The sequence below is a fragment of the Streptomyces sp. TLI_053 genome, assembly GCF_900105395.1.
Classification (GTDB): domain Bacteria; phylum Actinomycetota; class Actinomycetes; order Streptomycetales; family Streptomycetaceae; genus Kitasatospora.
Genome location: NZ_LT629775.1, coordinates 9,064,122 through 9,087,598 on the forward strand (window position 1 = coordinate 9,064,122; position 23,477 = coordinate 9,087,598).

The 23,477-nt window shown below is 74.4% G+C and carries 21 protein-coding genes; 13 read left to right on the forward strand and 8 right to left on the reverse strand.

Going from position 1 to position 23,477, the window contains the following annotated elements; all coding sequences use genetic code 11:
* Positions 1-185: 185 nt before the first annotated feature.
* Together BLU95_RS37520 and BLU95_RS37525 are read left to right on the forward strand one after the other, a co-directional pair.
* On the forward strand, positions 186-3,050 hold the full coding sequence (locus tag BLU95_RS37520; RefSeq protein WP_197698666.1) for an SdrD B-like domain-containing protein: 2,865 nt from the start codon (positions 186-188) through the stop codon (positions 3,048-3,050).
* A 322-nt stretch (positions 3,051-3,372) separates the two neighbouring features.
* Positions 3,373-4,203: a hypothetical protein gene (locus BLU95_RS37525; protein WP_231978091.1), complete on the forward strand. Its 831-nt coding sequence runs from the start codon at positions 3,373-3,375 to the stop codon at positions 4,201-4,203.
* Between the two features lie 130 nt (positions 4,204-4,333).
* On the opposite strand, the gene BLU95_RS37530 is transcribed toward BLU95_RS37525, so the two are convergent.
* Positions 4,334-4,681, reverse strand: coding sequence for a VOC family protein (locus BLU95_RS37530; RefSeq protein ID WP_093863930.1), 348 nt, complete (start codon positions 4,679-4,681; stop codon positions 4,334-4,336).
* A gap of 664 nt (positions 4,682-5,345) precedes the next feature.
* Here BLU95_RS37530 and BLU95_RS37535 point away from each other — a divergent pair.
* Together BLU95_RS37535 and BLU95_RS37540 are read left to right on the forward strand one after the other, a co-directional pair.
* The gene (locus tag BLU95_RS37535; protein ID WP_231978092.1) at positions 5,346-6,179 is read left to right on the forward strand and encodes a DUF1206 domain-containing protein; all 834 of its coding nucleotides are present in this window, start codon (positions 5,346-5,348) and stop codon (positions 6,177-6,179) included.
* A gap of 620 nt (positions 6,180-6,799) precedes the next feature.
* Positions 6,800-7,036 carry a hypothetical protein gene (locus BLU95_RS37540; RefSeq protein WP_159425172.1) on the forward strand — a complete coding sequence of 79 codons (237 nt, stop codon included), beginning with the start codon at positions 6,800-6,802 and terminating at the stop codon, positions 7,034-7,036.
* A 383-nt stretch (positions 7,037-7,419) separates the two neighbouring features.
* Here BLU95_RS37540 and BLU95_RS37545 read toward each other — a convergent pair whose 3' ends face one another.
* Positions 7,420-8,763, reverse strand: coding sequence for a right-handed parallel beta-helix repeat-containing protein (locus BLU95_RS37545; protein ID WP_093863933.1), 1,344 nt, complete (start codon positions 8,761-8,763; stop codon positions 7,420-7,422).
* Positions 8,764-8,794: 31 nt separating this feature from the next.
* On the opposite strand from BLU95_RS37545, the gene BLU95_RS37550 reads away from it, so the two are divergent.
* Both BLU95_RS37550 and BLU95_RS37555 read left to right on the forward strand, forming a co-directional pair.
* Positions 8,795-10,051 (forward strand): Dyp-type peroxidase, encoded by a 1,257-nt coding sequence (locus BLU95_RS37550; RefSeq protein ID WP_093863934.1) that lies wholly within the window; start codon positions 8,795-8,797, stop codon positions 10,049-10,051.
* 70 nt (positions 10,052-10,121) lie between these two features.
* Entirely contained in the window at positions 10,122-10,535 is a 414-nt protein-coding gene (locus BLU95_RS37555) for a GNAT family N-acetyltransferase (RefSeq protein ID WP_093863935.1), read from the forward strand.
* Between the two features lie 57 nt (positions 10,536-10,592).
* On the opposite strand, the gene BLU95_RS37560 is transcribed toward BLU95_RS37555, so the two are convergent.
* Positions 10,593-11,540 (reverse strand): molybdopterin-dependent oxidoreductase, encoded by a 948-nt coding sequence (locus BLU95_RS37560; protein WP_159425173.1) that lies wholly within the window; start codon positions 11,538-11,540, stop codon positions 10,593-10,595.
* A gap of 171 nt (positions 11,541-11,711) precedes the next feature.
* Between BLU95_RS37560 and BLU95_RS37565 the strand changes: the two genes are divergently transcribed.
* Positions 11,712-12,509 carry a TIGR04222 domain-containing membrane protein gene (locus BLU95_RS37565; protein ID WP_159425174.1) on the forward strand — a complete coding sequence of 266 codons (798 nt, stop codon included), beginning with the start codon at positions 11,712-11,714 and terminating at the stop codon, positions 12,507-12,509.
* A gap of 58 nt (positions 12,510-12,567) precedes the next feature.
* Here BLU95_RS37565 and wrbA read toward each other — a convergent pair whose 3' ends face one another.
* Positions 12,568-13,245 carry an NAD(P)H:quinone oxidoreductase gene (gene wrbA / locus BLU95_RS37570; protein WP_093863937.1) on the reverse strand — a complete coding sequence of 226 codons (678 nt, stop codon included), beginning with the start codon at positions 13,243-13,245 and terminating at the stop codon, positions 12,568-12,570.
* A 128-nt stretch (positions 13,246-13,373) separates the two neighbouring features.
* Complete coding sequence (locus BLU95_RS37575) at positions 13,374-13,646, reverse strand: hypothetical protein (RefSeq protein ID WP_093863938.1); 273 nt, start codon at positions 13,644-13,646, stop codon at positions 13,374-13,376.
* Positions 13,647-13,798: 152 nt separating this feature from the next.
* Between BLU95_RS37575 and BLU95_RS37580 the strand changes: the two genes are divergently transcribed.
* Positions 13,799-14,530, forward strand: a complete 732-nt coding sequence (locus BLU95_RS37580; protein ID WP_173862203.1) for a sulfite exporter TauE/SafE family protein — start codon at positions 13,799-13,801, stop codon at positions 14,528-14,530.
* 248 nt (positions 14,531-14,778) lie between these two features.
* Here the strand turns inward: BLU95_RS37580 and BLU95_RS37585 are convergent, their stop codons facing one another.
* Positions 14,779-15,393: an RICIN domain-containing protein gene (locus BLU95_RS37585; protein WP_197698667.1), complete on the reverse strand. Its 615-nt coding sequence runs from the start codon at positions 15,391-15,393 to the stop codon at positions 14,779-14,781.
* Positions 15,394-15,790: 397 nt separating this feature from the next.
* Here BLU95_RS37585 and BLU95_RS37590 point away from each other — a divergent pair, with 397 nt between their 5' ends.
* The 3 genes from BLU95_RS37590 (at position 15,791) to BLU95_RS37600 (ending at position 18,475) form a co-directional block, all read left to right on the forward strand.
* Entirely contained in the window at positions 15,791-16,249 is a 459-nt protein-coding gene (locus BLU95_RS37590) for a DUF5990 family protein (RefSeq protein WP_093865423.1), read from the forward strand.
* Positions 16,250-16,315: 66 nt separating this feature from the next.
* A complete protein-coding gene (locus BLU95_RS37595) occupies positions 16,316-16,804 on the forward strand; it encodes a hypothetical protein (RefSeq protein ID WP_093863939.1) in 489 nt (162 codons plus the stop codon).
* Between the two features lie 111 nt (positions 16,805-16,915).
* On the forward strand, positions 16,916-18,475 hold the full coding sequence (locus BLU95_RS37600; protein ID WP_093863940.1) for a multicopper oxidase family protein: 1,560 nt from the start codon (positions 16,916-16,918) through the stop codon (positions 18,473-18,475).
* 72 nt (positions 18,476-18,547) lie between these two features.
* Here BLU95_RS37600 and BLU95_RS37605 read toward each other — a convergent pair whose 3' ends face one another.
* Together BLU95_RS37605 and BLU95_RS37610 are read right to left on the reverse strand one after the other, a co-directional pair.
* Positions 18,548-20,752, reverse strand: a complete 2,205-nt coding sequence (locus tag BLU95_RS37605; protein ID WP_231978093.1) for a HelD family protein — start codon at positions 20,750-20,752, stop codon at positions 18,548-18,550.
* A gap of 314 nt (positions 20,753-21,066) precedes the next feature.
* Positions 21,067-21,765, reverse strand: a complete 699-nt coding sequence (locus BLU95_RS37610) for an RDD family protein (RefSeq protein WP_093863941.1) — start codon at positions 21,763-21,765, stop codon at positions 21,067-21,069.
* Between the two features lie 200 nt (positions 21,766-21,965).
* Between BLU95_RS37610 and BLU95_RS37615 the strand changes: the two genes are divergently transcribed.
* Complete coding sequence (locus BLU95_RS37615) at positions 21,966-22,439, forward strand: GreA/GreB family elongation factor (RefSeq protein ID WP_093863942.1); 474 nt, start codon at positions 21,966-21,968, stop codon at positions 22,437-22,439.
* Positions 22,440-22,788: 349 nt separating this feature from the next.
* Positions 22,789-23,463 (forward strand): DUF4360 domain-containing protein, encoded by a 675-nt coding sequence (locus BLU95_RS37620; protein WP_093863943.1) that lies wholly within the window; start codon positions 22,789-22,791, stop codon positions 23,461-23,463.
* The last annotated feature ends 14 nt before the right edge of the window (positions 23,464-23,477 follow it).

Sequence of the window (23,477 nt, forward strand, 5' to 3'; positions counted from 1 at the left end):
AGCGACAATTGACGAACACTCAGTTCGAGGGCGGCGGAACATCTGATGGAACGTCAAAGTTCCTCGTTCCCCTGCGAACTTCCGCAAGCCCCCTTTAAGCTCCCCTTACCAACGGCGGCTTTCCGCCATCCACGACCCCGGTCCGAGGTCGGGGCGGTGAGCCCGACTCCACCATGAGAGCAGGGATGACAACGACACGTGCACAGGAACCGGGCGCCCCGCGCGGCCCGGAACGACGGCGGCCGGGGGCGCCCGGCCGCCGGACCCTCGGCGGAGCGGTGGTGCTGGCCGTCGGCATCGGCGCGGTCTCGCTGGTGGCTGCTCCGGAGGCCTTCCCGCAGGCGGGCGACGGCACCGTGACGGTCCGCGTGGTGCGGGCCGTCGACACCACCGGGGTGTGGACACCCGCGCTGGAACCCGGGATGGCCGGAGTCAGGGTGACCCTCACCGACGACGCCGGCGCGAGCATCGAGGGCACCACGGCGGCGGACGGCACGGTGACGCTGGCGCCCGCCGCGGCCAAGCCCACCGGCGGCAAGTACCGGGTCCAGGTGGTGAATCCGAAGCCCGGCAAGCTGTACCCGGCGTTCGCCTCCCGGCAGGGCCTGACCGGCGCGCCCACCCAGTTGAGCAGCAACGAGGAGTTCGTCGACCTCTCCGGCGGCAAGAACGTCTCCTACACCACCGGGCTGTGGAGCCCCGGCGACTACTGCCAGAAGAACGCCCCGCTGGTGGCGGCCTGCCAGCCCACCACGCGCGAGGGCGGGGCGCAGCGCACGCTGCTGTCCTTCCCGTACAGCGCGCGCGGCCAGGAGGGCGTGGACGTCGACGCCACCGACCTCGCCACCAACGCCGACACCGGCACCCTGTTCGGCATCGCCTGGAACCGGGCCGACCGCCGGCTGTTCTCCTCCGCCGTCGCCAAGCGCACGACGGACTACGGCCCCGGCGGCGCGGGCGCGATCTACGTGACCGACCCGGTCACCAAGTCCACGAAGCTCTTCACCACCGTCCCGAACGCCGGCGCGACCGCCCACGGCGGCGGCACCGACGACGCGTTCCTCGCGGTGCCGGGCAAGGAGAGCCTCGGCGGCATCAAGATCACCGACGACGGCAAGGACCTCTTCGTCGTCAACCTCAACGACCGCAAGCTCTACCGCTACGACGCCACCGGGCCGACCGCGGCCGCACCGAAGGCCTCCTACCCGATCCCCGACCCCGGCTGCCCGGCGGCCGTGGACTGGCGGCCGTTCGGCCTCGGCCTGCAGGACGGTACCGGCTACCTCGGCGGCGTCTGCTCGGGCGAGTCGACGGGCAAGGTCGCCGACCTGCGCGCGGTCGTGCTGCCGTTCGACCTCGGCACCGGCGCCTTCGCGGCGGCGGTGCTGAAGCAGCCGCTGGACTACCCGCGCCAGAGCACCGTCGGCGGCGGCCCCTGCGACGGGGCGGGCTGGTTCCCGTGGACCAACACCTATCCGACCTCGCAGAACGGCAACCCCTGCGGCGCCAGCACCATCGCCAACCCCGAACCGGAGCTGGGCGAGATCGCCTTCGAGACCGACGGCTCGATGCTGCTGTCCTTCCGTGACCGCTTCGGCGACCGTGCCCCGGCCGGACCCACGCCGGGCTCCGTCGCCGTCGTCATGTCGGGCGGTGACCTCAACAAGGCATGCCCGGTCAACGGCAGTTACGTGATGGACACCAACAACGGCTGCGGGCTCTCGCCCCGGGGCACCCGGTTCTTCGACACCAGCTGGGGCGGCCACCGCAACACGGCCTTCGCCGGCATGGCCTTCTCCAAGGTCGAGAACACCATCGCGACCTCCGCCTTCGACCCCAACCACACCGCCTACGGCTACGGCACCTCGTTCCTCCAGCGCAACGGCCAGCAGGACCCGAAGTTCGGTCTGCGGCTCAACCCGGCGGGCACGGCGGCGCCGTTCGGCAAGGGCGCCTCGATGGGCGACCTCGAGGTGCTCTGCGACCAGGCCCCGCTCCAGATCGGCAACCGGGTCTGGTACGACCCCGAGCGCTCCGGCCTCCAACTGCCGGGCCAGCGCCCGGTGCCGGCCGCGACGGTCAACCTGTACGACGAGTCGGGGAAGCTCGTCGGCACCACGAAGACCACCGCGCGCGGCGAGTACTACTTCGACGACTCCAACGTCACCGGCGGTCTCAAGCCGCGCACCAAGTACACCGTCAAGCTCGACAACCCGGCCGACTACGCCAAGGGCGGCCCCCTGTACCAGTGGGTGCCGACCACCGCGGACGTCGGCGACAACCGCTTCGTCGACTCCAAGGGCGTCGTCCCGGCGAGCGGGCAGTACGTCGAACGGGCCCTGACCACCGGCGGACCGGGGGAGAACGACCACACCTACGACTTCGGGTTCCGGCAGCAGGAGGGCGCGCTGCGCCTGGTCAAGCACGACCAGGACGGCAAGCCGCTGGCGGGCGCGAAGTTCCGGCTGTGGAAGGACACCAACGGCACCGAGGGGCTGCAGAGCACCGGCGACAAGCCCGACACTGCGGTGGGCGACCCGTGCACGACCGGGGCCGACGGCGTCTGCCAGGGCACCGGCACGGTCGGGACGTACTTCTGGCAGGAGACCAGCCCGCCGGACGGCTACTCCGCGCCGGAGGTGACGGTGTTCGGCCCGCTGACGCTGACCGCCGACAATCTCACCGCCGGGGTCTCGGTGACGGCCGTCAACAAGCTGATCCCGACGCCCACACCCACCCCGACGCCGACGGTCACCCCGACGCCGACGCCGACGCCCACGCCCACGCCGAGCCCGACGGCGACGCCCACCCCGACGGACACGCCGACCACGGCGCCGCCGGTGGTGACGCCGCCCGCGACCTGGCCCCCGGCGCAGCCGGGTCCGGCGGTTCCGCCGCCCGCTCCGCCGGCCCCCGTCCCCGGATCGCACCTGCCCAGCACCGGTGCGAGCGACAGCATTCCGGTGATGCTGGCCGGCGCGGGAACGCTGACGCTGCTCGGCGCGGCGCTCCTGCTGCTGTCCCGCCGACGCCGGGCGCGGCACCAGTAGGCGTACCGGCCGGCACGGCATCCCGGCGACGGTCCTGACGGGCCGTCGCCGGGCGGGCGGGTCCACGGCCTCCGGGCCCTGGACCCGCCCGCTGGTGCGAACAGGGCCGGCCACCGATCGGCGGGTCCTACACGGCTCGTCCCGCGACGGGTCCCGATCGGCGGGTCCCGATCGGCGGGTCCCGATCGGCGGGTCCCGATCGGCGGGTCCCGATCGGCGGGTCCCGATCGGCGGGTCCCGAACGACGGGCCCCGCGCAACGGATCCCGCGCAACGGGCCCCGTACAACGAATCCCGCACAACGAACGAGAGAAGGGACCCGCATGGCCCGGACGACCCCGGCGGCCCCGAAGCGGTCGGCCCGGACGGCACAGGCGGCGGACGGCCCCGCCGGACCGCGCCGCCGAGTCCGCCCGCGCACGGCGATCCTGGCCGCCCTCGCGGTTGCCGCTGCCGCCCTCGGCGGCCTGGTCGCCTACCGGAACGTCGACGACGGTTCCGGCGAGCGCCCGGTGACCGTGGACGAGGCGTCCAGGCTGGCCCTGTCCCGCCTCGACCTCTACCAGGCCAGCCCGGTGAAGGTCGCCCTCACCGCCGCCGAGGGCGGGGACGTCTCGGTCCGGGTCGAGGGCGTGGTCGACTACCGGAACCGCCGCGGCGTGGGCCGCTACTGGACCACGGGAGCGAGCGGCCCGCTCGACCACGGCCTGGTGGTGTGGGACGCCGGCGGCCTCGGGCTCGCCCCCGAACCCGCCGGGGTCGACGGCCCGGCCTGGAAGCAGGCCGAACGCGTCCCCCGGCAGGGCTGGTCGCCCCGCACCTACACGGCCGACCCGTTGGACGCCGGGCTGCAGCTCGTCGTCCAGCTCGGTGCGGACCGGCCCGACAACCCGCTGCTGCTCGCCCAGTCCGGGGCCCGCAGGCTCGGCGGGGAGCGGATCGACGGTCGGGACTACGACCGGTTCGCCGGTCCGCGTGCCCAGGGCGCGGCCCCCGACGGCGAACGCTCGCCGCTCACCTACTGGGTGGACGGCGAGGGCGGCCTGCGGCGGGTGACGATGCGGATGCCCGGCCTGGGCACGCCGACCGCGGTGGAGTTCTTCGGGCAGGACGGCGCTGCCGTCCTGCCCGAAGCGCCCTGGCTCACCGGCTGAGCAATTGGCCGAGCAGCCAATTAGCTTATTGGGCGGATGGCCAATGTACAGTATTGGTCGAGTGACCAATTTTACTATTGGTCAACTGCCCAATACTGTCGCGCGGCCTGGCCAGGTCCTGCCGGGGCCATCAGCGGTGCCCCAGGATGTTGACCACCCGTCCGTTGGGATCGCGCACGAAGAAGCGGCGCACTCCCCATTCCTCGTCCTGCAGCGGGTGGACGATCTCCGCGCCGCTCTCGCGCATCGCCGCGTACGCCGCGTCCACGTCGTCCACCTCGATGCTCAGGTCGGGGGCGACGGGTGCCGTCCTGTCCTCGGTCATGACGCTGATCTGCGCCGCCGGGCTGGACGGGGAGGCGAGCGTCATGATCCAACCGTGGTTCATGACCTCCTCGAAGCCCAGCAGCCCGTAGAACTCCCGGCTCTCCGGCGCAGCAGCGGAGACGATGTTGGGCACGACACGGCGAACGGCCATCGACGGACTCCCCGCACGAACGAATCTGACTCCACGACTCCGGGAACACTACTGCGCGTCCACCGTCGCACGCTCGTGCGACCTACGGCCCCGTGGGTTCGAAGGCCCGTGGGGCCATGGGCTCCTGGGCGTCTTCGACGAGGGCCGCCGACGAGGAAGCCGTCGGGACGGACCCGGTGTCGGACGTCCTCGGTGGTGCTGGCCTCGAACGTCCCCGTCCCCGTCCCCGTCCCGTCGCCACGACTCGACGGCACGGGTCCCGCCCGGGGGCTCTCACCGGGCAGCCCGACGCGGTGGACGCCAACCCTCACGGTGAGCCCGCATGGGTGCGGCGCGACGGGGAAGGCGAGGCCCGCACGCGGCACCCGGCACCGGGCCGGGCGTCGCCGAACCGTACGGGAGAGGACAGCACCATGATGACGACAGTGGCGCTCATGGCTCTGGTGATACTGCTCTTCGGCGCCGGGCTCGGTCTGACCGCGGTCGCGGCGGGCCTCGCGAGCAGGCTCGGTCGTTCGGCCTCCCGCCGCCGCCGCTCCTCCCGGTACTGACCGGTCGACACGGACCCGATGCGGACCCGACACGGACCCGGCCGGGGTCCGGCGGGGACCCGACCCACCCGGCCCGAACCAGTGGCCGCGGCAGCGAGACGAGGGAGCTGAGGGTGTACTCACGGACTGCGGAAGGACGGCCCGCCCGGCGGCAGCCGACCGCCCCCACCGCCGGACGGGGCCTGCGCCTGGCCGGACGTGCCGGCTTCACGGCCCGCGGCGTCGTCTACGTCCTGGTGGGACTGCTCGCCCTCCGGATCGCGGCCGGCGACGGGTCCGACGAGGCCGACCGGCAGGGTGCGCTGCGCCAGGTCGCCGAGCAGCCCTTCGGCGAGGCCGCACTCTGGCTGTTGGTGGCTGGCTTCGCGGGCATGGCACTGTGGCGCGCCTCGACGGCGGTCCTCGGCCGGGGCGGCGACCACAAAGCCGCCAAGCGGCTGCTGAACGCCGGCCGGGCGCTGTTCTACGCCGCGGTGTGCTGGGGCACCGCGGCCTTCGCCGCCGGAGCGGGCGGCGAGTCGGACGGCGACGGGAAGTCCCGGACCTGGACGGCGCACGCTCTCGGCCTCCCGACGGGACGCGTCCTGGTCACCGTGGCCGGACTGGTCGTGGCGGGAGTCGGAGTGGGTACCGCCGTCCAGGCCCTGCGACGCCGGTTCCTGCGGAAACTGTCGACCGGCCGGATGGGACACCGAACGCGGACGGCCGTCACCATCGTGGGCATGGCCGGCAACACGGCGCGCGGCACGGTCTTCACGGCGGCGGGTGTCTTCCTCGTCACCGCGGCCGTCCGCTTCGATCCTCAGCGGGCCAAGGGACTCGACGACACACTGCGCAGCCTCGCCGACACGGCTGCCGGCCCTTCGCTGCTCGCCGCCGTGGCATTCGGCCTGCTGCTCTTCGGGATCTTCTCCTTCCTGTCGGCGCGCTGGCGCTCGTTCGACTGACCGGAGCCGTCCGGCCCGGCCCGTGGACACGGACCGACCTCGCGCGGGCCGCGTACCCGGGGCCGTCGCTCATTCGGTGCCACGGCGAACCCGCCGACCGGAGCGGGGCGGCGGCCGTTCGCGCGAGTCGCCGGAGTCCACAGCTCGCCGCCCGGGCGGGTGGTGTCCGCGGCCCGCCGCCCGTACGGGACTGCTCCGGTGAGTGTCCGCCACGGGAGTGTCCGGAGCGACCGGTCGGACACTGGCCGGGGGAGCGGGCCCCCTGCCCGGCCGGGCTGTTGCCGTCGGAGCCGGTGCGGGCCCGTCCGTGCCACCCCGATCGGCCCTGTCCGGAGTCCCGGCCCGGGCGCAGAGGACGGGGGCGTCGCCCGCGTTACTTTCGGCACCGCCGGACGGGCCGAGCCCGAGAATACCGAGGGCGGCCTGCGGCGGGTGACGATGCGGATGCCCGGCCTGGGTATGCCGACCGCGGTGGAGTTCGCCGGGCGGGGACGGCGTCGCCGTCCTGCCTGAAGCTCCCTGGCTCACCGGCTGAACAATTGGCCGAGTAGCCAATTAGCTTATTGGCCAGATGGCCAACTTGCAGTATTGATTGAGTGACCAATAGCGCTATTAGTCAAGTGCCCAATACTGAAGCGCGCCGCCTGGCCGGGTCCTGCCGGGTCCCGGCAGTGGTGCCCCAGGTGCAGTTCGGCGGCGCCCGGCCTGGTGACGGCGACCCCCACGATTACGTCAGTGGCAGTCATGGCCAGCTGATACTGCTCTTCGATGCCAGGCTCGGTCTGACCGCGGTCGCGATGGTCCTCGGGAGCGGGTTCGGCCGCCCGGCGGCCCGCCGCCGCTTCTCCCGGTACTGACCGGTCGACCCGGACCCGGACTCACCCCGACCCGGCCCCGGCCCCGGACCCGCCCGACCCAATGGCCGCAGCAGCGAGTGGCCGCGCCAGCGAGACGAAGAAAGCTGACGGTGTACTCGCGGACTGCGGAAGGGCGGCCCGCCCGGCGGCCGTGGAGCGCCCCCAGCCGCCGGACGGCGCCCGCACCGGCGCCGCCGCCCGGCCGCCAGCGGTCCGCCGGCTCCGCAGACGACCGGAGTGACCGGGGTGACCGGGGTGACCGGGGTGACCGGACCACCGGGGTGACCGGGTGACCGGGTGACCGAGGGAACGAGGCAACCGGGGTGACCGGACCGCCGGGTGACCGGGGTGACCGGGGGAACAAGGCCACCGCGCGACAGCCCTCAGCCCGCCGGGCGCGGCGGCAGCGATCCGGCGTCCGTAGGCAGCGGGTACGCCGCCGGGTCCACCGGCCCGGGCAGCCCGACCGCCGGGCGGGCCGGCGCCGCCGGATCGACCGCGGACGGCTGTGCGGGCGGCGCCGCCACCTGGCTGAACGGCACCCCCGGCGGTGCCTGCACCGGCGCCGGCCGCCCGGCCGCCAGCGGTCCGCGTCCCGCGCCGCCGCAGGGCGCCGCCGCCTCCAGTCCCTCCGGGCTCTGGGTGCCGGGCCGGTTCCCGCCGAAGCAGTTGCCGGGATCGACGGATGCCAGCACGAGGTCCGCGCCGTTGCCGTCCACCTGGTTGCCCTCGACCCGGTTGCCGCTCGCCGGGTGCCCCGCCGGATCGGTGACGACCACCCCGGCCGCGCGGTTGCCCCGGACGAGGTTGCGCTCCACCCGGTTCGCCGTCCCGCCGCCGATCCCGATCCCGATGCCGAAGCCGCCGTCCGCCTGCTGCGGGCTGTCGGCCGCGTTGTTGTCGACCACGACGTTGCCCGCGATCACCGCGCCGTGCTGCGGCGCCAGCGCCTCCAGGTCGTTGGAGTTCACCGTGACCCCCACCCGGTTCCCGGCCACCCGGTTGCCCAGGATCGACAGGCCGTCCGAGGCGTTGGTCAGCTCCACGCCGACCGCGTTGCGCTCCACCGTGTTGCCGCGCACCACCGTGTCGCAGGGCTTGCACTGGCCGACGTAGATCCCGGAGTCGGCGTGCCCGGAGGCGTAGGAGTCCTCGATCACACCGCCGCGCGCGTCGAACGCGTAGATGCCGTACAGGCCGTTGTTGTACGCCGTCACCCCGGTCGCCCGGAAGCCCTGCACGGGCGGGAAGCGGGCGGTGTCCAGCGGGTCGTACGCCGAGCCGCCCGCCCCGCGCTGCTGCAGCTTCTCGTCGGTGACGCCGGTGAACAGCACGCCGTTGGCCAGGAAGTGGTGCACGGTGAGGTTCTCCACCACCGAGCCGGGGCCGGTGACGGTGATGCCGTTGGCCAGCTTGAGTCCGCCGTCGAGGAGCACGGCCGAGCGGTCGGTCCCGCGCAGTACCAGGTTGCTCCTGGCGACCCGCACGCTCTCGCGGTAGGTGCCGGGGCCGATCAGCACCGTGTCGCCGTCGCGCGCGACGTCCACGGCCCGCTGGACGGTGGGGAAGTCCTCCGGCACCCGGATCACCGTACCGGCCGGGTGTGCGGCGTCGTGCGAGCCGGAACCGGATCCGGTACCGCCGGAGGAACACCCGGCGACCGTCCCGGCTGCCAGTGCCAGCACCACCCCGAGAGTCAACTGACGAACACGAAACGTGATTTGCATAGGACGTGTTCTATCGTCTCCAATAGGGCGCATGCCCACCGAACCGGAGAACACGCCGCCGCCGGACCCGCCCGACGGTCCACCGGCGAGCGGCCCCGGACGGCGCCGCGCCCTGCTGGCGGCCGGCGCGGTGATCGCGGCCGGCGTCGGCGCGGCCGTCGGCGAACTGGCCACCGGGGGGACCCTGTTCGGCGGCGCGGCCGGATCCGGCCGGGCCCCGGGGGGTGCCGCCGGTCCGGCCGCGCCGCCGCAGGACGGCGCGATCCCGTTCCACGGGGCCCGCCAGTCCGGGCTGACGGGGCCTCAACTTGCCGCCACCAGGCTGCTGGCCTTCGACCTTCCGCCGAACTCCCCGACCGCCGAACGGTCTTCGCTGCGCGCGCTGCTCGCCGACTGGACCGGCCTGCTCTCCGCCACGGCGGCCGGTACGCCCCACGACCCGCGACTGCGGGGCGACGACGGGCCGCCCCGCACCGCCTCACTGGTCGGCCTCGGCCCGGCCCTCGCCGCCCGGCTGGGCCTCGCCGTGCCCGGTGGACTCGCCGAGCCTCCGCCCTTCCCCGGCGACCGTCTCGATCCGGCGCGCGGCGGCGGGGACCTGCTGCTGCAGCTCTCCGCCACCGACCCCTGGACCCTCGCCGTCCTCACCGAACTCGCCGGCTCGGCCGCCCACTCCGCCGGGTTCGTACCCCGCTGGTCGCAGTCCGGCTTCCTGCCCACGACCCGTCCGGGTGCCACTCCGCGCAACCTGTTCGGCTTCAAGGACGGCACCGCCAACCCGGACGAGGAGGCCGCCCGCCAGTGGGTCTGGGGCCCGCCCGGCCCGCACGAGAACGCCACCGTCCTGGTGTACCGGCGGATCCGGATGGACACCGCCGCCTTCGCGGCCCTCCCCGCCGAGCGGCAGCAGGCCGCGATGGGCCGTCGTGCCGCCGACGGTGCCCCACTGACCGGCACGGCCGAGCGCGACGAGCCCGACCTCTACGCCAAGCACCCGGACGGCGCCTACGTCATCCCCGCCACCGCCCACGTCCGGCTCACCGGCCCCCGCCTCGACGGCGGCGCCCGCATGCTCCGGCGCGGCTACAGCTACGACGACGCCCCGGACGACCGCGGCCTGCTCTTCGCCGCCTTCGTGCGCGACACCGCCCAGTTCACCCGCGTGCAGAGCCGCCTCGCCGAGCGCGACGCCCTCAACCCCTTCCTCACCCACACGGCCTCGGCGGTCGCGTACGTGCTTCCCGGAGCCCCGCCGGGCACCGTCCTCGGTGCGGGGCTGCTCGACTGACGGCCCAGGGGAGCCCGTTGCGCGGGCCTCGGGGCGATCACGGGCGCGGACGCATGACAGGCTGCCCCGCATGATGATCAGTGATTCGTCGCAGGCCGACGACGAGGTGTTGGTGGTGCGTCCCGAGCTGACGGACACCGAGCTCAACGAGCTGTTCGGCGCGTCCTGGCCGGCCCACAGCCCGGTCTCCTTCGCGCCGATGCTGGCCCGCAGCCTGACCTGGATCGCGGCCCGCCGGGGGAACCGGCTGGTCGGATTCGTCAACGTCGTCGGCGACGGCGGTGCGCACGCCTTCGTCCTGGACACCACCGTGCACCCGGACGAGCGCCGGCACGGGCTCGGGACACGGCTGGTCCGGGCGGCCGCCGAGGAGGCGAGGGCGTCCGGCGCGCAGTGGCTGCACGTCGACTACGAACCGCACCTGGAGTCCTTCTACGGGCAGTGCGGATTCCGGCCGACCGCCGCCGGGCTGATGCGCCTCTGAGCGGGGGCGCCTCTGAGCGGGGTGCCCCCGGGGTGCCTCCCGGGAGTCGGCGGGGACTCAACGGGCCACCACCTCTATCCCGTGCACGGCGTTCCGCGCGCCGCCGGGCGGCTGTACGCGACCCCGGGCGTCGGTGGCCCGGCAGCGGATCAGGTGCCGGCCCGGAGCCAGCGCGCACGGCAGGGTGAACCGCTGCCAGACCGGTTGCGGGCCGCGCGACTCCAGCCGGGCCGGGCGCCAGCCGCCGTCGTCGACGGCGACCTCCACCGCGACCACCGGGTCGAAGCCCCAGGCCCGGCCGGTGACCTGGAACGGCCCGGCCGGGACGGCGTCCCCGTCGCGCGCCCCGACCAGCCTGCTGTTGACCTCGACCTCCCGCACCGGACGGGCCGCGCCGCCGCCCGGCGGGACCCGGGTGTACAACCGGGTGGTGAAGAGGTGTTCGGGCCGGTGGTCGGCGAGCACGACACGGGTCAGCCACTTGACCGAGTTGGTGCCGAAGTACCGGGGCACCACCGCCCGCACCGGGAACCCGTGCTCCCTGGGCAGCGGCGCGCCGTTCACGGTGTCGGCGAGCAGCACCTCCGCGCGGGCCAGGTCCAGCGGCAGGTCCTTGAGATAGGTCAGGCCCTGCTCGCCCGCGAACGCGCCCCGGTCGGCACCCTCCAGCCAGATGTGACGGGCCTGCGGGCGCACACCCGCCAGGTCCAGCACGGCGGACAGCCGCACCCCGGACCAGGCCAGGTTGGCGACCGCGCGGGTCGGCACCTCCGGGCGGGCGGGGTCGCCGAAGCACTCGTGGAAGGCCGTGAGGTCCGTGCGCGGCAGTCGGCCCAGGGCCGGGAGGTCCAGCCGCAGCGGCCGGTCCACCAGGCCCTCGACGCTCAGTGTCCAGACGTCGGCGTCGAGTTCGGGCGGTGGCCCGAGGTGGCTGCGCCGGAAGACCTGGCCGACGGGGGTGAGGAAGGCGTCGGGGACGCTCGGATCGGTGGGCGCTGCCTGCACGCGGACTCCGTACGTCGTCGGGCGGCCCGGGAGGACCGGAAGGGCGGAGGGGACCCACCCCCGAACGGTCCGTGTACCCCAGCGGCTGCCCGCCGATGCGGAACCGGGCCCGGATACTCTGGCGGGCGTCGGCGCCGAGGGCGCGCCGGTCGACGGGGCGGGGTGGTGGTCGTGCGCGGACCGCGGGGCCGGACGGCGGGCCGAGTGCCCCCGGACGGCGAGGAACTGACGCTGCACGAGCTCGCCCTGCTGGCCGGCGGGGTCTGGCGGGTCGCGGAGACGGCGCTGGCCCGGATGCTCCTGGACGCGCGGGTGGAGATCGACCGGCACGGCATGGTCCGGGTGGTCCGGCCCCGCCCGCGGGACGAGGTGGAGGCGGTCCTGCTCGCCGCGCTGGGACCGTCCGGCACCGGATGGCTCGGCGCACCGCGGTCCGCCTTCGGCACCAGCGCGCCGGCCTGTCGGCTGGAGCGGGACCTGCGCGCCCGGGGCCTGATCGTCGGCGGCGACACCGGCCCCGACCGGGGCCGTCCGCTGCTGCTGCCGACGTGGCTGGTGGTTCCGCTGCTGATCCTCCTCGCGGTGGGGACGATCCGGGTCGCCGCGGCCGTCGGCACGAACGGCGGCCTCGCCCTGCTGCTCGCCGCCCTGCTGCCGTCACTCGCGGCCTTCGTCCTCGGCCGCTTCGGCACACCGCCCGACCCGCTGGGCCCAATGGGCCCCTACTGGCGCCCGGCCGCCCGGGCGGAACCCCTGCTCGCGGCGGTCCGGGCCGGTGCCCCCCTCCCGCCGGGCTGGCGGCTCGCCCCGGACGCCCTCGCCCCGGCCGGCCGCACCACCTGGGCCGCCGTCGCCGCCGACGGCGTCGCCGCCCTCGGCCGCCACCACCTCACCACGGCCTTCCACGGAGCCGCCCCCCGCCCGCCGCGCCCCCGCCGTTCCACCGCGGCGCGGCGTCCGGAAGCCTGACGTTACCCGCGAGGGGCCGCCGCCCGATGGCGGCGGCCCCGGTCGCTCCGGGCGAGCCTCAGTGCGAGGGAGCGCTGTTGGCGCGGAGTTCGCCGTCCGCGCCGTCGAGGGCGTCGGGGGTGGCGAGGGCCAGGGTGCCCGCGCGGAGGCGGAGGGTGGTGCGGGCCAGGCGTTCGCCCTGGTAGCGGGCCGCGGCCAGGGTGGAGGGGTCGGGACCGTCCTCGGAGTCGCCGGTCGAGGAGGTGCCGTACGGGTTGCCGCCGGCCGCGAACACGACCGGGTCGGTGTAACCGGGCGGGACGATCAGTGCGCCCCAGTGGTAGAAGACGTTGGACAGCGACAGGATCGTGGCCTCGCTGCCGCCGTGCCGGTTGTACGCGGCGGTGAAGACCGTCACCGGCTTGTCCGCCAGCAACCCCTCCTGCCAGAGCCCGCTGGCCTGGTCGATGAACTGCTTGAGCTGCGCCGCCGGCGCGCCGAAGCGCGAGGGCGTGCCGAACGCGTACGCGTCCGCCCACGCCAGGTCGTCGAGGGTGGCCTCTTCCAGGGACGCGGTGGCGTCGGCGTGCTGCCGCCAGCGCGGGTTGCTGTCTATCGCCTTGTCGGGCGCCAGTTCGGCGACCCGCCGCAGCCGGACCTCGGCCCCGGTGGAGGCCGCTCCTTCGACAACCGCCTGCGCGAGCGCGTGCACGGTGCCCGTGGAGCTGTAGTGGATGACTGCGACCTTGACGGTCATGTCCCTCTCCCCGCCTGTCAATTGATGATCTGTTGTGCGGATCATGCTATGGGCAGAGCAAGATCATCGGGGCGGTGTTGGAAGGTGGTTCCGGTCGGACCGTGCCGGGCTGCCGCGCGGCCGCCGGTTCAGGTGCCGCAGGCCGGGAGCAGCAGCAGGCGCTCGGGATCGAACAGCACCCACGTCGGAGCCTCGCCCCGGCCCAGCGCCCGGACCCGGCACCAGGCCCGTCCACCGGCCGACGGCCGCCACCAGCCGTTGATCCGGCCCACCGTCCAGCTGCCGTCGGCCCGGTTGATCTGGACCGGTTGGTACGCCGGCTCGACCTCGTGCTCCGGCGGCTGCCACCCGGCTCCGTCGGCCGGGTCGATGCGAAGGTCCGGGTCCGGACGGTCTGCCATGTCTCCCCCTGCTGGCTGCTGCTGGCTGCGTGCGGGTCGTCGATCGCAACTCTACAGACCTGTAGTAGTTCGTGGGGGTCCAACGGGGAACCCGGTGAGCTGCGCCGCCCTGGCATGCGGTTGGCTGGCTGCACAGGGGAGAAGGGGGAAACGTGGCTGACGGCTGGGGTGCTGCGGTACTGCTGGGGCTGCTGGTGCTGGTGGGATCGTCCGTGCAGCGGCTGGCCGGCATGGGCTTCGCACTCGTCTGCGGCCCGGCGCTCGTCCTGCTGCTGGGTCCCGGTGACGGGGTGACCCTGTCCAACTGCGCGTCCTGCGCCATCAGCGCCATCGGCCTGGCCGGCAGCTGGCGGCAGGTCCGGCTCGGCCGGATGCTGCCGTTGATGGCGGCCGCCGCCTGCGCCGTCCCGATGGGGGCCTGGGTCGCGGACCGGGTGCCCCCGCCGGCCCTGCTGATCGGCATCGGACTGCTGGTCACGGCGGCGGCCCTGCTGGTGATCCGCGGCATCCGGGCCTCCTCGCTGCGCGGCGTCCGGGGCGCGGTGGCGGCGGGCGCCGCGAGCGGGTTCATGAACTCCGCCGCCGGCGTCGGCGGCCCGGCCGTCTCGCTCTACGCGGTCAACACCGGCTGGACCGCCCGCGAGTTCGTGCCCAACGCGCAGATCTACGGAGTGGTGGTCAACGTCTTCTCCATCGCCGCCAAGGGAGTCCCGCACCTGGCCGCTCCCGCCTGGTCGACGACCGGGGCCGGCATCGTGCTCGGCGCCGCCGTCGGCCGCTTCCTCTCGGACCGCGTACCCGAACGCCCCGCCCGCTTGCTGGTGCTGACCCTGGCCCTGGCCGGCGGCCTGGTCACCCTCGCCAAGGGGCTCTGGGAACTCTGACCCTCCGGGGGCCTCCGACCAGGACGTGGTCACGGAGTGCAGGAGGACCGGGGCGGCCCGCCCGTCAACGCCGAGGGCGCCTGACAGGAGTCAGGCGCCTTCGGGGGAGGTGGCCGACGGGGCGGGAGGGGCCGCCGGGCGCACGGTCCGGCGGCCCTCCGTGACGGGCGGGCGGTCGTCCGTGGATCTCGTCGGTGGGGTCGCACCCCGGGGCCGGTCGGGTCGGCCCGCCCGGTGCTCCGGGATTGTCAGGCCTCGAACCAGAGCTGGTTGTTGCCGTAGTGGCAGTCCCACTGTCCGGCCGGGTCGCCGTTGCCGGTGCGCCAGCTGAGGATCTCCAGGCACTTGCCCGAGTTGACGTTCCGGAAGTACATGGAGCCGTCGCTGTTGCCGTACCAGTACCAGCCCTGCGTCCTTGAGCCGTTGCACGCCCACTGGTTGGCGGCGGCCCCGTTGGCGGTCGAGTCGCCACGGATCTCCAGGCACTTGCCCGAGTTGGCGTTGGTGAACTTGAAGCCGCCTTGCGGGTTGTTCCCACTGATCCACGCCTGGGTGGCCGAGCCGTTGCACGCCCACTGGTTGGCGGCGGCCCCGTTGGCGGTGGAGTCGCCTCGGATCTCCAGGCAGAGGTTGGAATGACGGTTCCTGAAGCGGAAGGTCTCCAGGGCCGTCCGGGCGGCAGCGGCCTCGGGGCTGTCGGGCAGGATCAGATGGAAGCCCGGCAACGGAGCCGGGGCGTTGGCGGCCCAGGCGGGCACGGCTGCTCCGGCGGCGGGGGACGTCGCGACGGCGGTCCCGGAGAGGGCGGCGGTACAGGCGGCGGCGGCCACGGCGCCGACGACGACGCGCGGGTACCTCTTCATGGTTGCTCCCCATGGGCGGTGGAATGACGGTCGAGGGCGGCGGCCTGACCGGTGCCACCCTGCCCGGATCAGCCTGCCGTACCGAACGGGCACGGAGCTTGTAGGAATACGCACCACCGCTTCCGTCCGCCGGCTTGTCACCGCCTCTGCCCACCCCCACCGGTGGCGCAGACCGTGGCACGAGCAGCGGAGCCTGCTCCGACCGAGGGCCACGCCCCAGAGGGACCTCGAACCCTTGTCGAAGCCGATGGATCGGATCGGACGGCTGTGGTGCATTCCGGCGCCACCGCCGATGATCACCATGTACGAGCGCTCACCTCCGGTCGGGAGGCTGGCTTCCGGAAGTCCCTTCCGATGGAAGATGCGCGGGGGAGGGTGGGGCGGGGAGACTGTCTCCGTGCAGATCCGAATCGAAGCAGTCGACCTTCCCGGCCGTACCTGCCCCGGCGGGCCGGGGGCTCCCGATCTCCTCGACGTGCAGGTGGCCGTGCAGCGGCGCGAGCGGCCCGGGGAGTTGATCGGCCTCCACCCCGGCGACGCGGCCTCGGCCACCTGGACGCTGGAGTGCACGGCGAGCCCGCTGGGTGAGGGGATCGACCTCAAGGGCCCCTACATCCAGGGGCGGCCGGGGCAGCGGTTCGTCTACCTGGTGTGGGGGAACGTCGACCCGGACGAGGGGTTCACCATGTTCCGGCGGGCGAAGCTGATGTTCGACGGGGTGGACGGGCGGGTGCTCGAGGAGGCGGTGGCTGCCGGGCGGCTGGTGGGCCGGCTCGGGCTGACGGACGTCAAGGGGTTGCCGCTGTGTGCGGCGGTCCGTCCGCCGATGGTGACCTGGTCGGCGGAGAGCGCCTGAGAGTCGCGGGAATCCGTGGGTCGGACTTACGGCGCTCATATACCGGGGTGGGGTATGGTGACGGCCATGTGCCGCCGCCCGGACGCCGAAGTCTCCCTCCGCGGGCCCGCCGCCCGTAGCGGGGTGGCCGGGCGTCCGGACCGGAACCGCCGGCGGTGGACGGGGGCGGCCGTCGTGGTGCTCGTGCTGACGGCCCTCGGGCTGATCGGCCACCACAGCCTGCCGGCGGGAGTGGTGCCGACCTCGCACGCCCCCGCTGTCGTGGCACACGGCGCGGTGGCACACGATCACGCGGCGCCCGGTAACGCGGCGCACGGCCAGGTGGCACACGGCGCTGCCGTCGTCAGTGACCCCGTCCGGGCCTGCGCCGAACACCGGGTCTGCTCCTCGACCGTGCCCGTGCGCGGCGCGGCCCCCGCCGCCCCGCCCGCCGTCGCCCTCGCCGCACCCGGCCACCCCGACCCGGCGCCGCGTCCGGCCCTCGCCCACCCCGGCCTGCCCTGGCCGGGCGCCCCGCCCCCCGACCTCGACGTTCTCTCCGTCGCGCGCAGATAGGCGCCCCTCGGCGGCCGGGAGCCGGAAGCTTCCGCCCCGCCGCCGAGCGGTCCCGTCCACCGGCACGGGCGACAGCCGTGCCGCCACGCGCGCACACAACCGAGAGACCTCATGCCCGAGTTCACCGTCAATCGTCGTTCCCTCCTGCTCGCCGGCCTCGGCGCCGCCGGCGCCGGCCTGCTCGCCGCCTGTTCGGACCGTCTCGCGCCGCCGCCGCTCGTCGAGCCCTCCGGCAGCCCCGTCGCCCGGGCGGAGGCCGCCCGGGGCGGCACCGGCCGGGAGCGTCCCGTGACCGTCACCGCGACGGCCGACACCGTCGACCTGGGCGGCGGAACCACCGCCCGGACCTGGACCTTCGGGGCCCTCCCGGGCACCCCGGTCCGCACCACGGCGGGGGACACCCTGGTCGCCACCCTCAACAACCACCTGCCCGACCCGACCTCCCTCCACTGGCACGGCCTCGCGCTGCGCAACGACATGGACGGCGTGCCCCCGGTCACCATGCGGCCGGTCGCGCCGGGCGGCAGCTTCGCCTACCGCTTCGTCACCGACCGGCCGGGCACCTACTGGTTCCACCCGCACGTCGGGGTGCAGCTCGACCGGGGCCTGTACGCGCCGCTGATCGTCGAGGACCCGAACGAGCCGCTCGGGTACGACGAGGAGTGGGTGGTCGTGCTGGACGACTGGCTGGACGGTGTCACCGGCACGCCGGACCAGGCCTTCGCCGAGCTCCGCAAGGGGATGGGCGGGGGTGGTGGCTCCGGTGGCCACGACATGGGTGGACACAGCATGGCGGGTCAGAGCATGTCCGCCAACGGCAGTGGCGGCAGCGGGTCGTTCATGCTGATGGGCGCCACCAGCCCACTGCTCGGCGGCGACGCCGGGGACGTCCGTCACCCGCACCACCTGGTGAACGGCCGGATCGCCGCCGACCCCGAGGTGTACCGGTCGGCACCGGGCCGGCGGATGCGGCTGCGGATCGTCAACGCGGGCGCCGACACCGCCTACCGCCTCGCCCTGGGCGGCCACCGGCTGACCGTGACCCACACCGACGGCTACCCGGTCCGCCACGAGGAGGTGGACGCCCTGCTGGTCGGGATGGGTGAACGCTACGACGTCCTGGTCACCCTCCAGGACGGCGTCTTCCCGCTGACCGCGCTCGCCGAGGGGAAGGACGCCGCCGGGCGGGCCCTGGTCCGCACGGGTGCGGGCGAGGCGCCGGCCGCCGGGTTCCGCCCCGCCGAGCTGAACGGCCGGCTGCTCGCCGCAACCGACCTGAAGGCGGCGGACGAGGCGGGACTGCCGCGGCGGACGCCCGACCGCACCCACCGGATCGAACTGACCGGCGGGATGGCGAAGTACGACTGGGCGCTGAACGGCCGTCGCTTCGACATGGCCGACCCGGCCGCGCGCCCGTTCCTGGTCGGCGCCGGCGAGCGGGTGCGGCTGGAGTTCGTCAACCGCACCGACATGTGGCACCCCATGCACCTGCACGGCCACACCTTCCAGGTGGGTGACGACGGCCCGCGCAAGGACACCGTGATCGTGCTGCCCGGGCGGACAGTGGTCTGCGACTTCGAGGCGGACAACCCGGGGCGGTGGATGACGCACTGCCACAACGCCTACCACGGCGAGGCCGGGATGATGGGGCTGCTCGCCTACCGCGCCTGACCGGGGACGGGGTCCCGGGAACCCGGGGGTGGCGGGTGACCCGCCCGCCACCCCCGGGGCCCGGAGGCCAGGTCAGTCCCCGCGCACCACGATCGTGCACAGCCGCTTGGTGGCCCGGGTGAGCGCGACGTACAGGTCGCGGTCGCCGCCGGACCGGGCCGAGGCGATCGCCCCGGGGTCGAGCACGACGGCGGTGTCGAACTCCAGGCCGCGGGCCTCGGAGGCCGGGACGAGCCGGGCGTACCGGTCCGCGCCCGCCGCCGTCAGCGCCTCCACCGAGCCGTCCGGGCAGACCACGCCGATGAGTTCGCCGGGGTGGGCGGCCGACTGCTCGCGCAGTTCGGCGAGCAGCGTGTCCGTCAGTCCGGCGGCCGAGGTGTCGCGGCTGCGGGGCTCCTCGCCGTGCCGGATCGAGCCGATCGGGGCCTGGTCCGGCGCGATCCGGGCCAGCAGCTCGCGGGTGGTGGCGAGGATCTCCTCGGTGGTCCGGTAGCTGACGGTCAGGGTGCGCAGGTCGAACCGGCCGCCGAGGTGCGGGTCCAGCGCCTCGTGCCAGCCGCGCGCCGTCGTGGCCGGGCCGGCCTGGGCGAAGTCGCCGACCAGGGTCATCGACCGGGCCGGGCACCGGCGCAGGACCGTGCGCCACTGGAGCGCGGTGAACTCCTGCGCCTCGTCCACCACCACGTGGCCGAAGGTCCGTGCGGGCGGGCCGTCCAGCAGCGCGGCCGCCTCGTCCAGCAGCGGCAGGTCCGCGTCGGTCCAGGGCGAGCCCGGGGTCCGCAGCAGGACGCGGTGCTCCTGGGCGGTGAACCCCGGCAGCCGCGCGGCCAGCGTGCCGAGGTCCCCGAGCAGGGCGTCCACGACCTCGGCGGGTGCGAGGTGCGGCCACAGCCCCTCGACCGTGCGCTCGACCAGGTCGTCGTCGAGCAGGGCCGCCCGCATCGCGTCCGCGTCGAACTCCGCCCCGCCGGCCCCCGGATCGGCCTCGATGCCCAGGTTGCGCAGGTCGGCCGCCGTGGCCCGGTCGAGGTCGAGGCCGGTCAGCTCGGCCACCTCGGCGTCGATCCGCTCCAGTGTCTCGGCGGCCTCGAGCGCCAGGTTCCTGGTCACCGCGTCGACCAGCATCTCCTTGAACAGCCCGCGCGCCCGGTGGTGCGGGAGCCCGCCCAGCAGTGCGGCGTCACGGGTCCGGGCGACCTCCGCCTCGCCCAGACGGACGTCGTCCTGTCCGACCCGCACGGCGAACTCACCACCGGGGGCCTGCCGTTCGCGCACCGTCGCGGCCAGGGCGCCGACCAGCGCGACGTCGCCCTTGAGTCTGGCCGCCTCCGGCCGCTCGACGGCGGCGCCGGGCCCCGCCGCGGCGGTCCCGCTCGTCCGGTCCGTCGCACGGTCCCGGTCGGCCGCCCGTCCCGTCGCGCGGTCCGTCGCGCCGTTCCGGTCCGCCGCCCGTCCGGTCGCGTGGTACCGGTCCGGAGCGGCCAGTTCGGCGCAGGTCGCGAGCACGACCTCGCTCTCGCCGAGCGACGGCAGCACCTGCGAAATGTAGTCCAGGAAACGGGCGTTGGGCCCCAGTACCAGCACGCCCCGCTCGGCGGCCTTCGGGAAGGCGTAGAGCACGTAGGCGGCGCGGTGCAGTGCGACCACCGTCTTCCCGGTGCCGGGGCCGCCCTGGACCACGGTGACGCCGCGGTGCTGGGAGCGGACGATCGCGTCCTGCTCGGTCTGGAGGGTGGCCACCGCGGTGCCCATCCGGCCGGTCCGGCGGGCCTGGAGCGCTGCCGCGAGCGGGCCGTCGCCGACCACGTCCTCCGCGGTGGGTTCGGAACCGTCGAGCAGCTCGTCGCTCACCCCGACCACCGTGCGCTCCGTCAGCCGCAGGTGGCGGCGCCGGCGCAGCCCCATCGGATGCACGGGCGTCGCCTCGTAGAACGCGCGGGCGGCGTCGGCGCGCCAGTCGACCAGGGCGGGCAGTTCGTCCTCCTCGCGCTGGAGGCTCAGCCGGCCGATCCGCAGCGCCGTGCCGTCGGCCAGGTCGATCCGGCCGAACACCAGGCCGCCCTCGGCCCCTTCGAGGCGCCGCACCTCCCGGGCGAGCTGTTCGGCGGCCAGGTCCCTCTCGTACGCCTCGGTGGCGCCGTCCGGCTGCTCGGCGAGTGTCCCGACGAGCCGCGCCCGGGTGTCGGCGAGCCGCTCGTCGAACAGCGCCACGACGGCGGCCACCTCCGCCCGCTCCAGCTCCACTTGGTGTACCACGTTGTCCTCGACCTGCGGCAAGGCAGCGCTCCTCTCGGGTTCGGCCTGCCACTATGCGAGGACGCGGGAGGAATGTAAATGTTGACGTTCCGGGCCGAGCTGTGTCCACGGACCGCCGTCCGGGCCGCCGGTCCGACGCGGCGTCACCTACCGAGGGCCCCGGGTCCGGTGGTGGATCGCACCGGGACCGGACGTCGGGCAGGTGGTTCCGGGGCCGGACGTCGGCAGGTGGTTCCGCGACCGGACGTCGGGCGGGCCACCGGACGAGGACCGGTCCGGTGCCCGTCCCGACCTCCGGCCGGGGGCGTCCGCGGGATGCCGCGGGACGCCGCGGCTCAGGACTCCTTGACCACCACGGTCTTGGCCGCCTTGTCGTGCAGGGCCTGCTGGAGCGGCTTGTCCCACAGCGGCCACAGGACGTTGACGAGCGCGAAGAGGGAGCCGATGCAGTAGACCGCGTTGGGCAGCGTGTACACGGCGGCGCGGGTCAGCAGCGCGTTCTCGGCCGGCTTCCCGCCGTGCCCGAGGTCCACGACCCGCAGCTTCATCACCTTCTTGCCGACCGTCTGGCCGCCCTGGGTGAGCAGCATCGCCGCCTCGTAGCCGAACGAGAGCAGGCCAGCCACGACGTAGTAGAGGATCGAGGCGCCGAGGGCCGCGAAGACCAGCAGGGTCGGGACGATGAGCACGGCGACGTCGATCAGCCGGGCGACCAGCCGCTCGCCGATCGGCGCGAGCTGACGGGAGCCGGGCACCGGGGCGCCGCCGTACCCGACGGGCTGGCCGAGCCAGTGCGGCAGACCGGCCTGCGGCTGCTGGCCGTAGGGCTGCTGCGGGGGGACGCCGTAGCCCGGCTGCCCGTACGGGGCCTCCTGCATGTACGCCTGCTGGTCGTACGGCGCCTGCTGGCCGCAGGGAGGCTGCTGGCCCGACGGGGGCTGCTGACCGCCGTAGGGGTTCTGCTGTCCGTAGGGGTTGGACCCGTCGTACGGGTTCTCGTTCTGGCCGTACCCGGTGGGGCCGTTGGTGCTCATCCTGGCTGGTTCCCTGCCTCGGAGGTGGTGGTACGGCTGTTCTACCGATCATCCGACGGGTGCGGGAAGACGGACGGGCAAGTCGTTACCGATCAGGGGCGACCTTGTCGCCGAGCCGGGCACCGAGGAGTCCTGTTATGTTCGGATTGCCGGAATCAGCCTGTGCCGCCCGATCGGGCGGCTCGACCAGGGAGGCCGGAATGACCGGTGTACCCGAACCCATCAGCGACGCCGGCCGTGCCGCGCTGGAGCGGGACCTGGCCGACCTGCGCACGGAGCGCGAGGCCGTCGCCGCCACGCTGCGGGGCGGCGAGGAGGTCGGCGACCGGGCCGACCAGGCCGACGAACTGCAACGGGCCGACATTCTCGACCGGTTGGACGACCGGATCATCGTGATCGAGGGCCGCCTGCGTGAGGCGGCGGTCGCCGGTGCGCCGAGCACCGAGACGGTCGGCGTCGGCAGCACGGTGACTCTCCGCTTCGCGGACGCCGCCGAGTTGACCGTGCGGATCGGCGAACTGGCCGAGGAGCTGGACCCGGAGCTGGTGACCGACGACAGCCCGCTCGGTCAGGTCCTGCTCGGCCGCAGGGTCGGCGAGACCGTCGAGTACGACGCTCCCGGCGGTCGGACCACCGCCGAGGTGCTGTCGATCGGGGGCGACACCGGAGCGTGACGACGGCTCCTGCCGTCGGACCGGCCAGGCCAGACCCGGCCGGGCCGGGCGGCGGCAGGGCCGGGGCGACCGGTGCCCGGGCGCGAAGGCGAGTGGTCCGCGAGGCGAGTGGCCCGACGGGCGATTGGTCCGACGGGCGATTGGTCCGACGGGCGTGCGGGTGGCGCGCGCCCCGGGGCGTACCGCGCGCGCCGGGCGGGAGGCGTCCGCCAGGGCGCCCCGGTGTGCGCTCTGCCGCGCCGCTGTACGGGGCCGGAAGCACGTGCTGACATGGACGCGTCAAGCTCGTCGGTGGTCCCGCACGAGGGGGTGCGGCCCGGAGCCGACGGGCGAGAGGGAGGAATCGCCCATGTCCCTTCGCACCCTGGCCGCCGGCTCCGCCGCCGCGGCCCTGCTCGGCACGGCCCTCGCCGGCACGGTCGGCAGCGCCGGTACCGCCTTCGCCACCGGGTGGGACACCCCGCCGCCGGACAAGATCGTCATCTCCGTGGCCACCGTGAACGGCTCCGGCTGCCCGGCCGGGACGGCCGCGGTCGCCGTGTCCCCGGACAACACCGCGTTCACGGTCACCTACAGCAACTACGTGGCGCAGGTCGGCCTCGGCTCCAAGCCGACGGACTTCCGCAAGAACTGTCAGCTCAACCTGAACGTGCACGTCCCGCAGGGCTTCACGTACGCCGTCGCCGCCGCCGACTACCGGGGCTTCGCCCACCTGGAGAAGGGCGCGACCGCCGTCCAGCGTGCCAACTACTACTTCCAGGGGTCGCCGCAGACCACCTACTCCAGTCACAGCTTCAGCGGCGCACTCGACGACAGCTGGCAGGCGACCGACACCGTCGCGGTCGAGGCCCTGGTCTGGGCGCCGTGCGGCGAACTGCGCAACTTCAACATCAACACCGAGCTCCGGGTGGCCGCCGGCAGCTCGGACCCGACCAGGACCACCAGCTTCATGACGATGGACTCCACCGACGGCAGCATCAACACCGTCTACCACTTCGCGTGGAAGCGCTGCCCCCAGGGCTGACCGGGCAGCCGCCA

Bases quoted from the DNA above. Each gene is read 5' to 3' on its own strand.
- BLU95_RS37520 (WP_197698666.1), top strand. From the start codon at position 186: ATGACAACGACACGTGCACAGGAACCGGGCGCCCCGCGCGGCCCGGAA.
- BLU95_RS37525 (WP_231978091.1), top strand. From the start codon at position 3,373: ATGGCCCGGACGACCCCGGCGGCCCCGAAGCGGTCGGCCCGGACGGCA.
- BLU95_RS37530 (WP_093863930.1), bottom strand. From the start codon at position 4,681: ATGGCCGTTCGCCGTGTCGTGCCCAACATCGTCTCCGCTGCTGCGCCG.
- BLU95_RS37545 (WP_093863933.1), bottom strand. From the start codon at position 8,763: ATGCAAATCACGTTTCGTGTTCGTCAGTTGACTCTCGGGGTGGTGCTG.
- BLU95_RS37550 (WP_093863934.1), top strand. From the start codon at position 8,795: ATGCCCACCGAACCGGAGAACACGCCGCCGCCGGACCCGCCCGACGGT.
- BLU95_RS37555 (WP_093863935.1), top strand. From the start codon at position 10,122: ATGATGATCAGTGATTCGTCGCAGGCCGACGACGAGGTGTTGGTGGTG.
- wrbA (WP_093863937.1), bottom strand. From the start codon at position 13,245: ATGACCGTCAAGGTCGCAGTCATCCACTACAGCTCCACGGGCACCGTG.
- BLU95_RS37575 (WP_093863938.1), bottom strand. From the start codon at position 13,646: ATGGCAGACCGTCCGGACCCGGACCTTCGCATCGACCCGGCCGACGGA.
- BLU95_RS37585 (WP_197698667.1), bottom strand. From the start codon at position 15,393: ATGAAGAGGTACCCGCGCGTCGTCGTCGGCGCCGTGGCCGCCGCCGCC.
- BLU95_RS37595 (WP_093863939.1), top strand. From the start codon at position 16,316: ATGTGCCGCCGCCCGGACGCCGAAGTCTCCCTCCGCGGGCCCGCCGCC.
- BLU95_RS37600 (WP_093863940.1), top strand. From the start codon at position 16,916: ATGCCCGAGTTCACCGTCAATCGTCGTTCCCTCCTGCTCGCCGGCCTC.
- BLU95_RS37610 (WP_093863941.1), bottom strand. From the start codon at position 21,765: ATGAGCACCAACGGCCCCACCGGGTACGGCCAGAACGAGAACCCGTAC.
- BLU95_RS37615 (WP_093863942.1), top strand. From the start codon at position 21,966: ATGACCGGTGTACCCGAACCCATCAGCGACGCCGGCCGTGCCGCGCTG.
- BLU95_RS37620 (WP_093863943.1), top strand. From the start codon at position 22,789: ATGTCCCTTCGCACCCTGGCCGCCGGCTCCGCCGCCGCGGCCCTGCTC.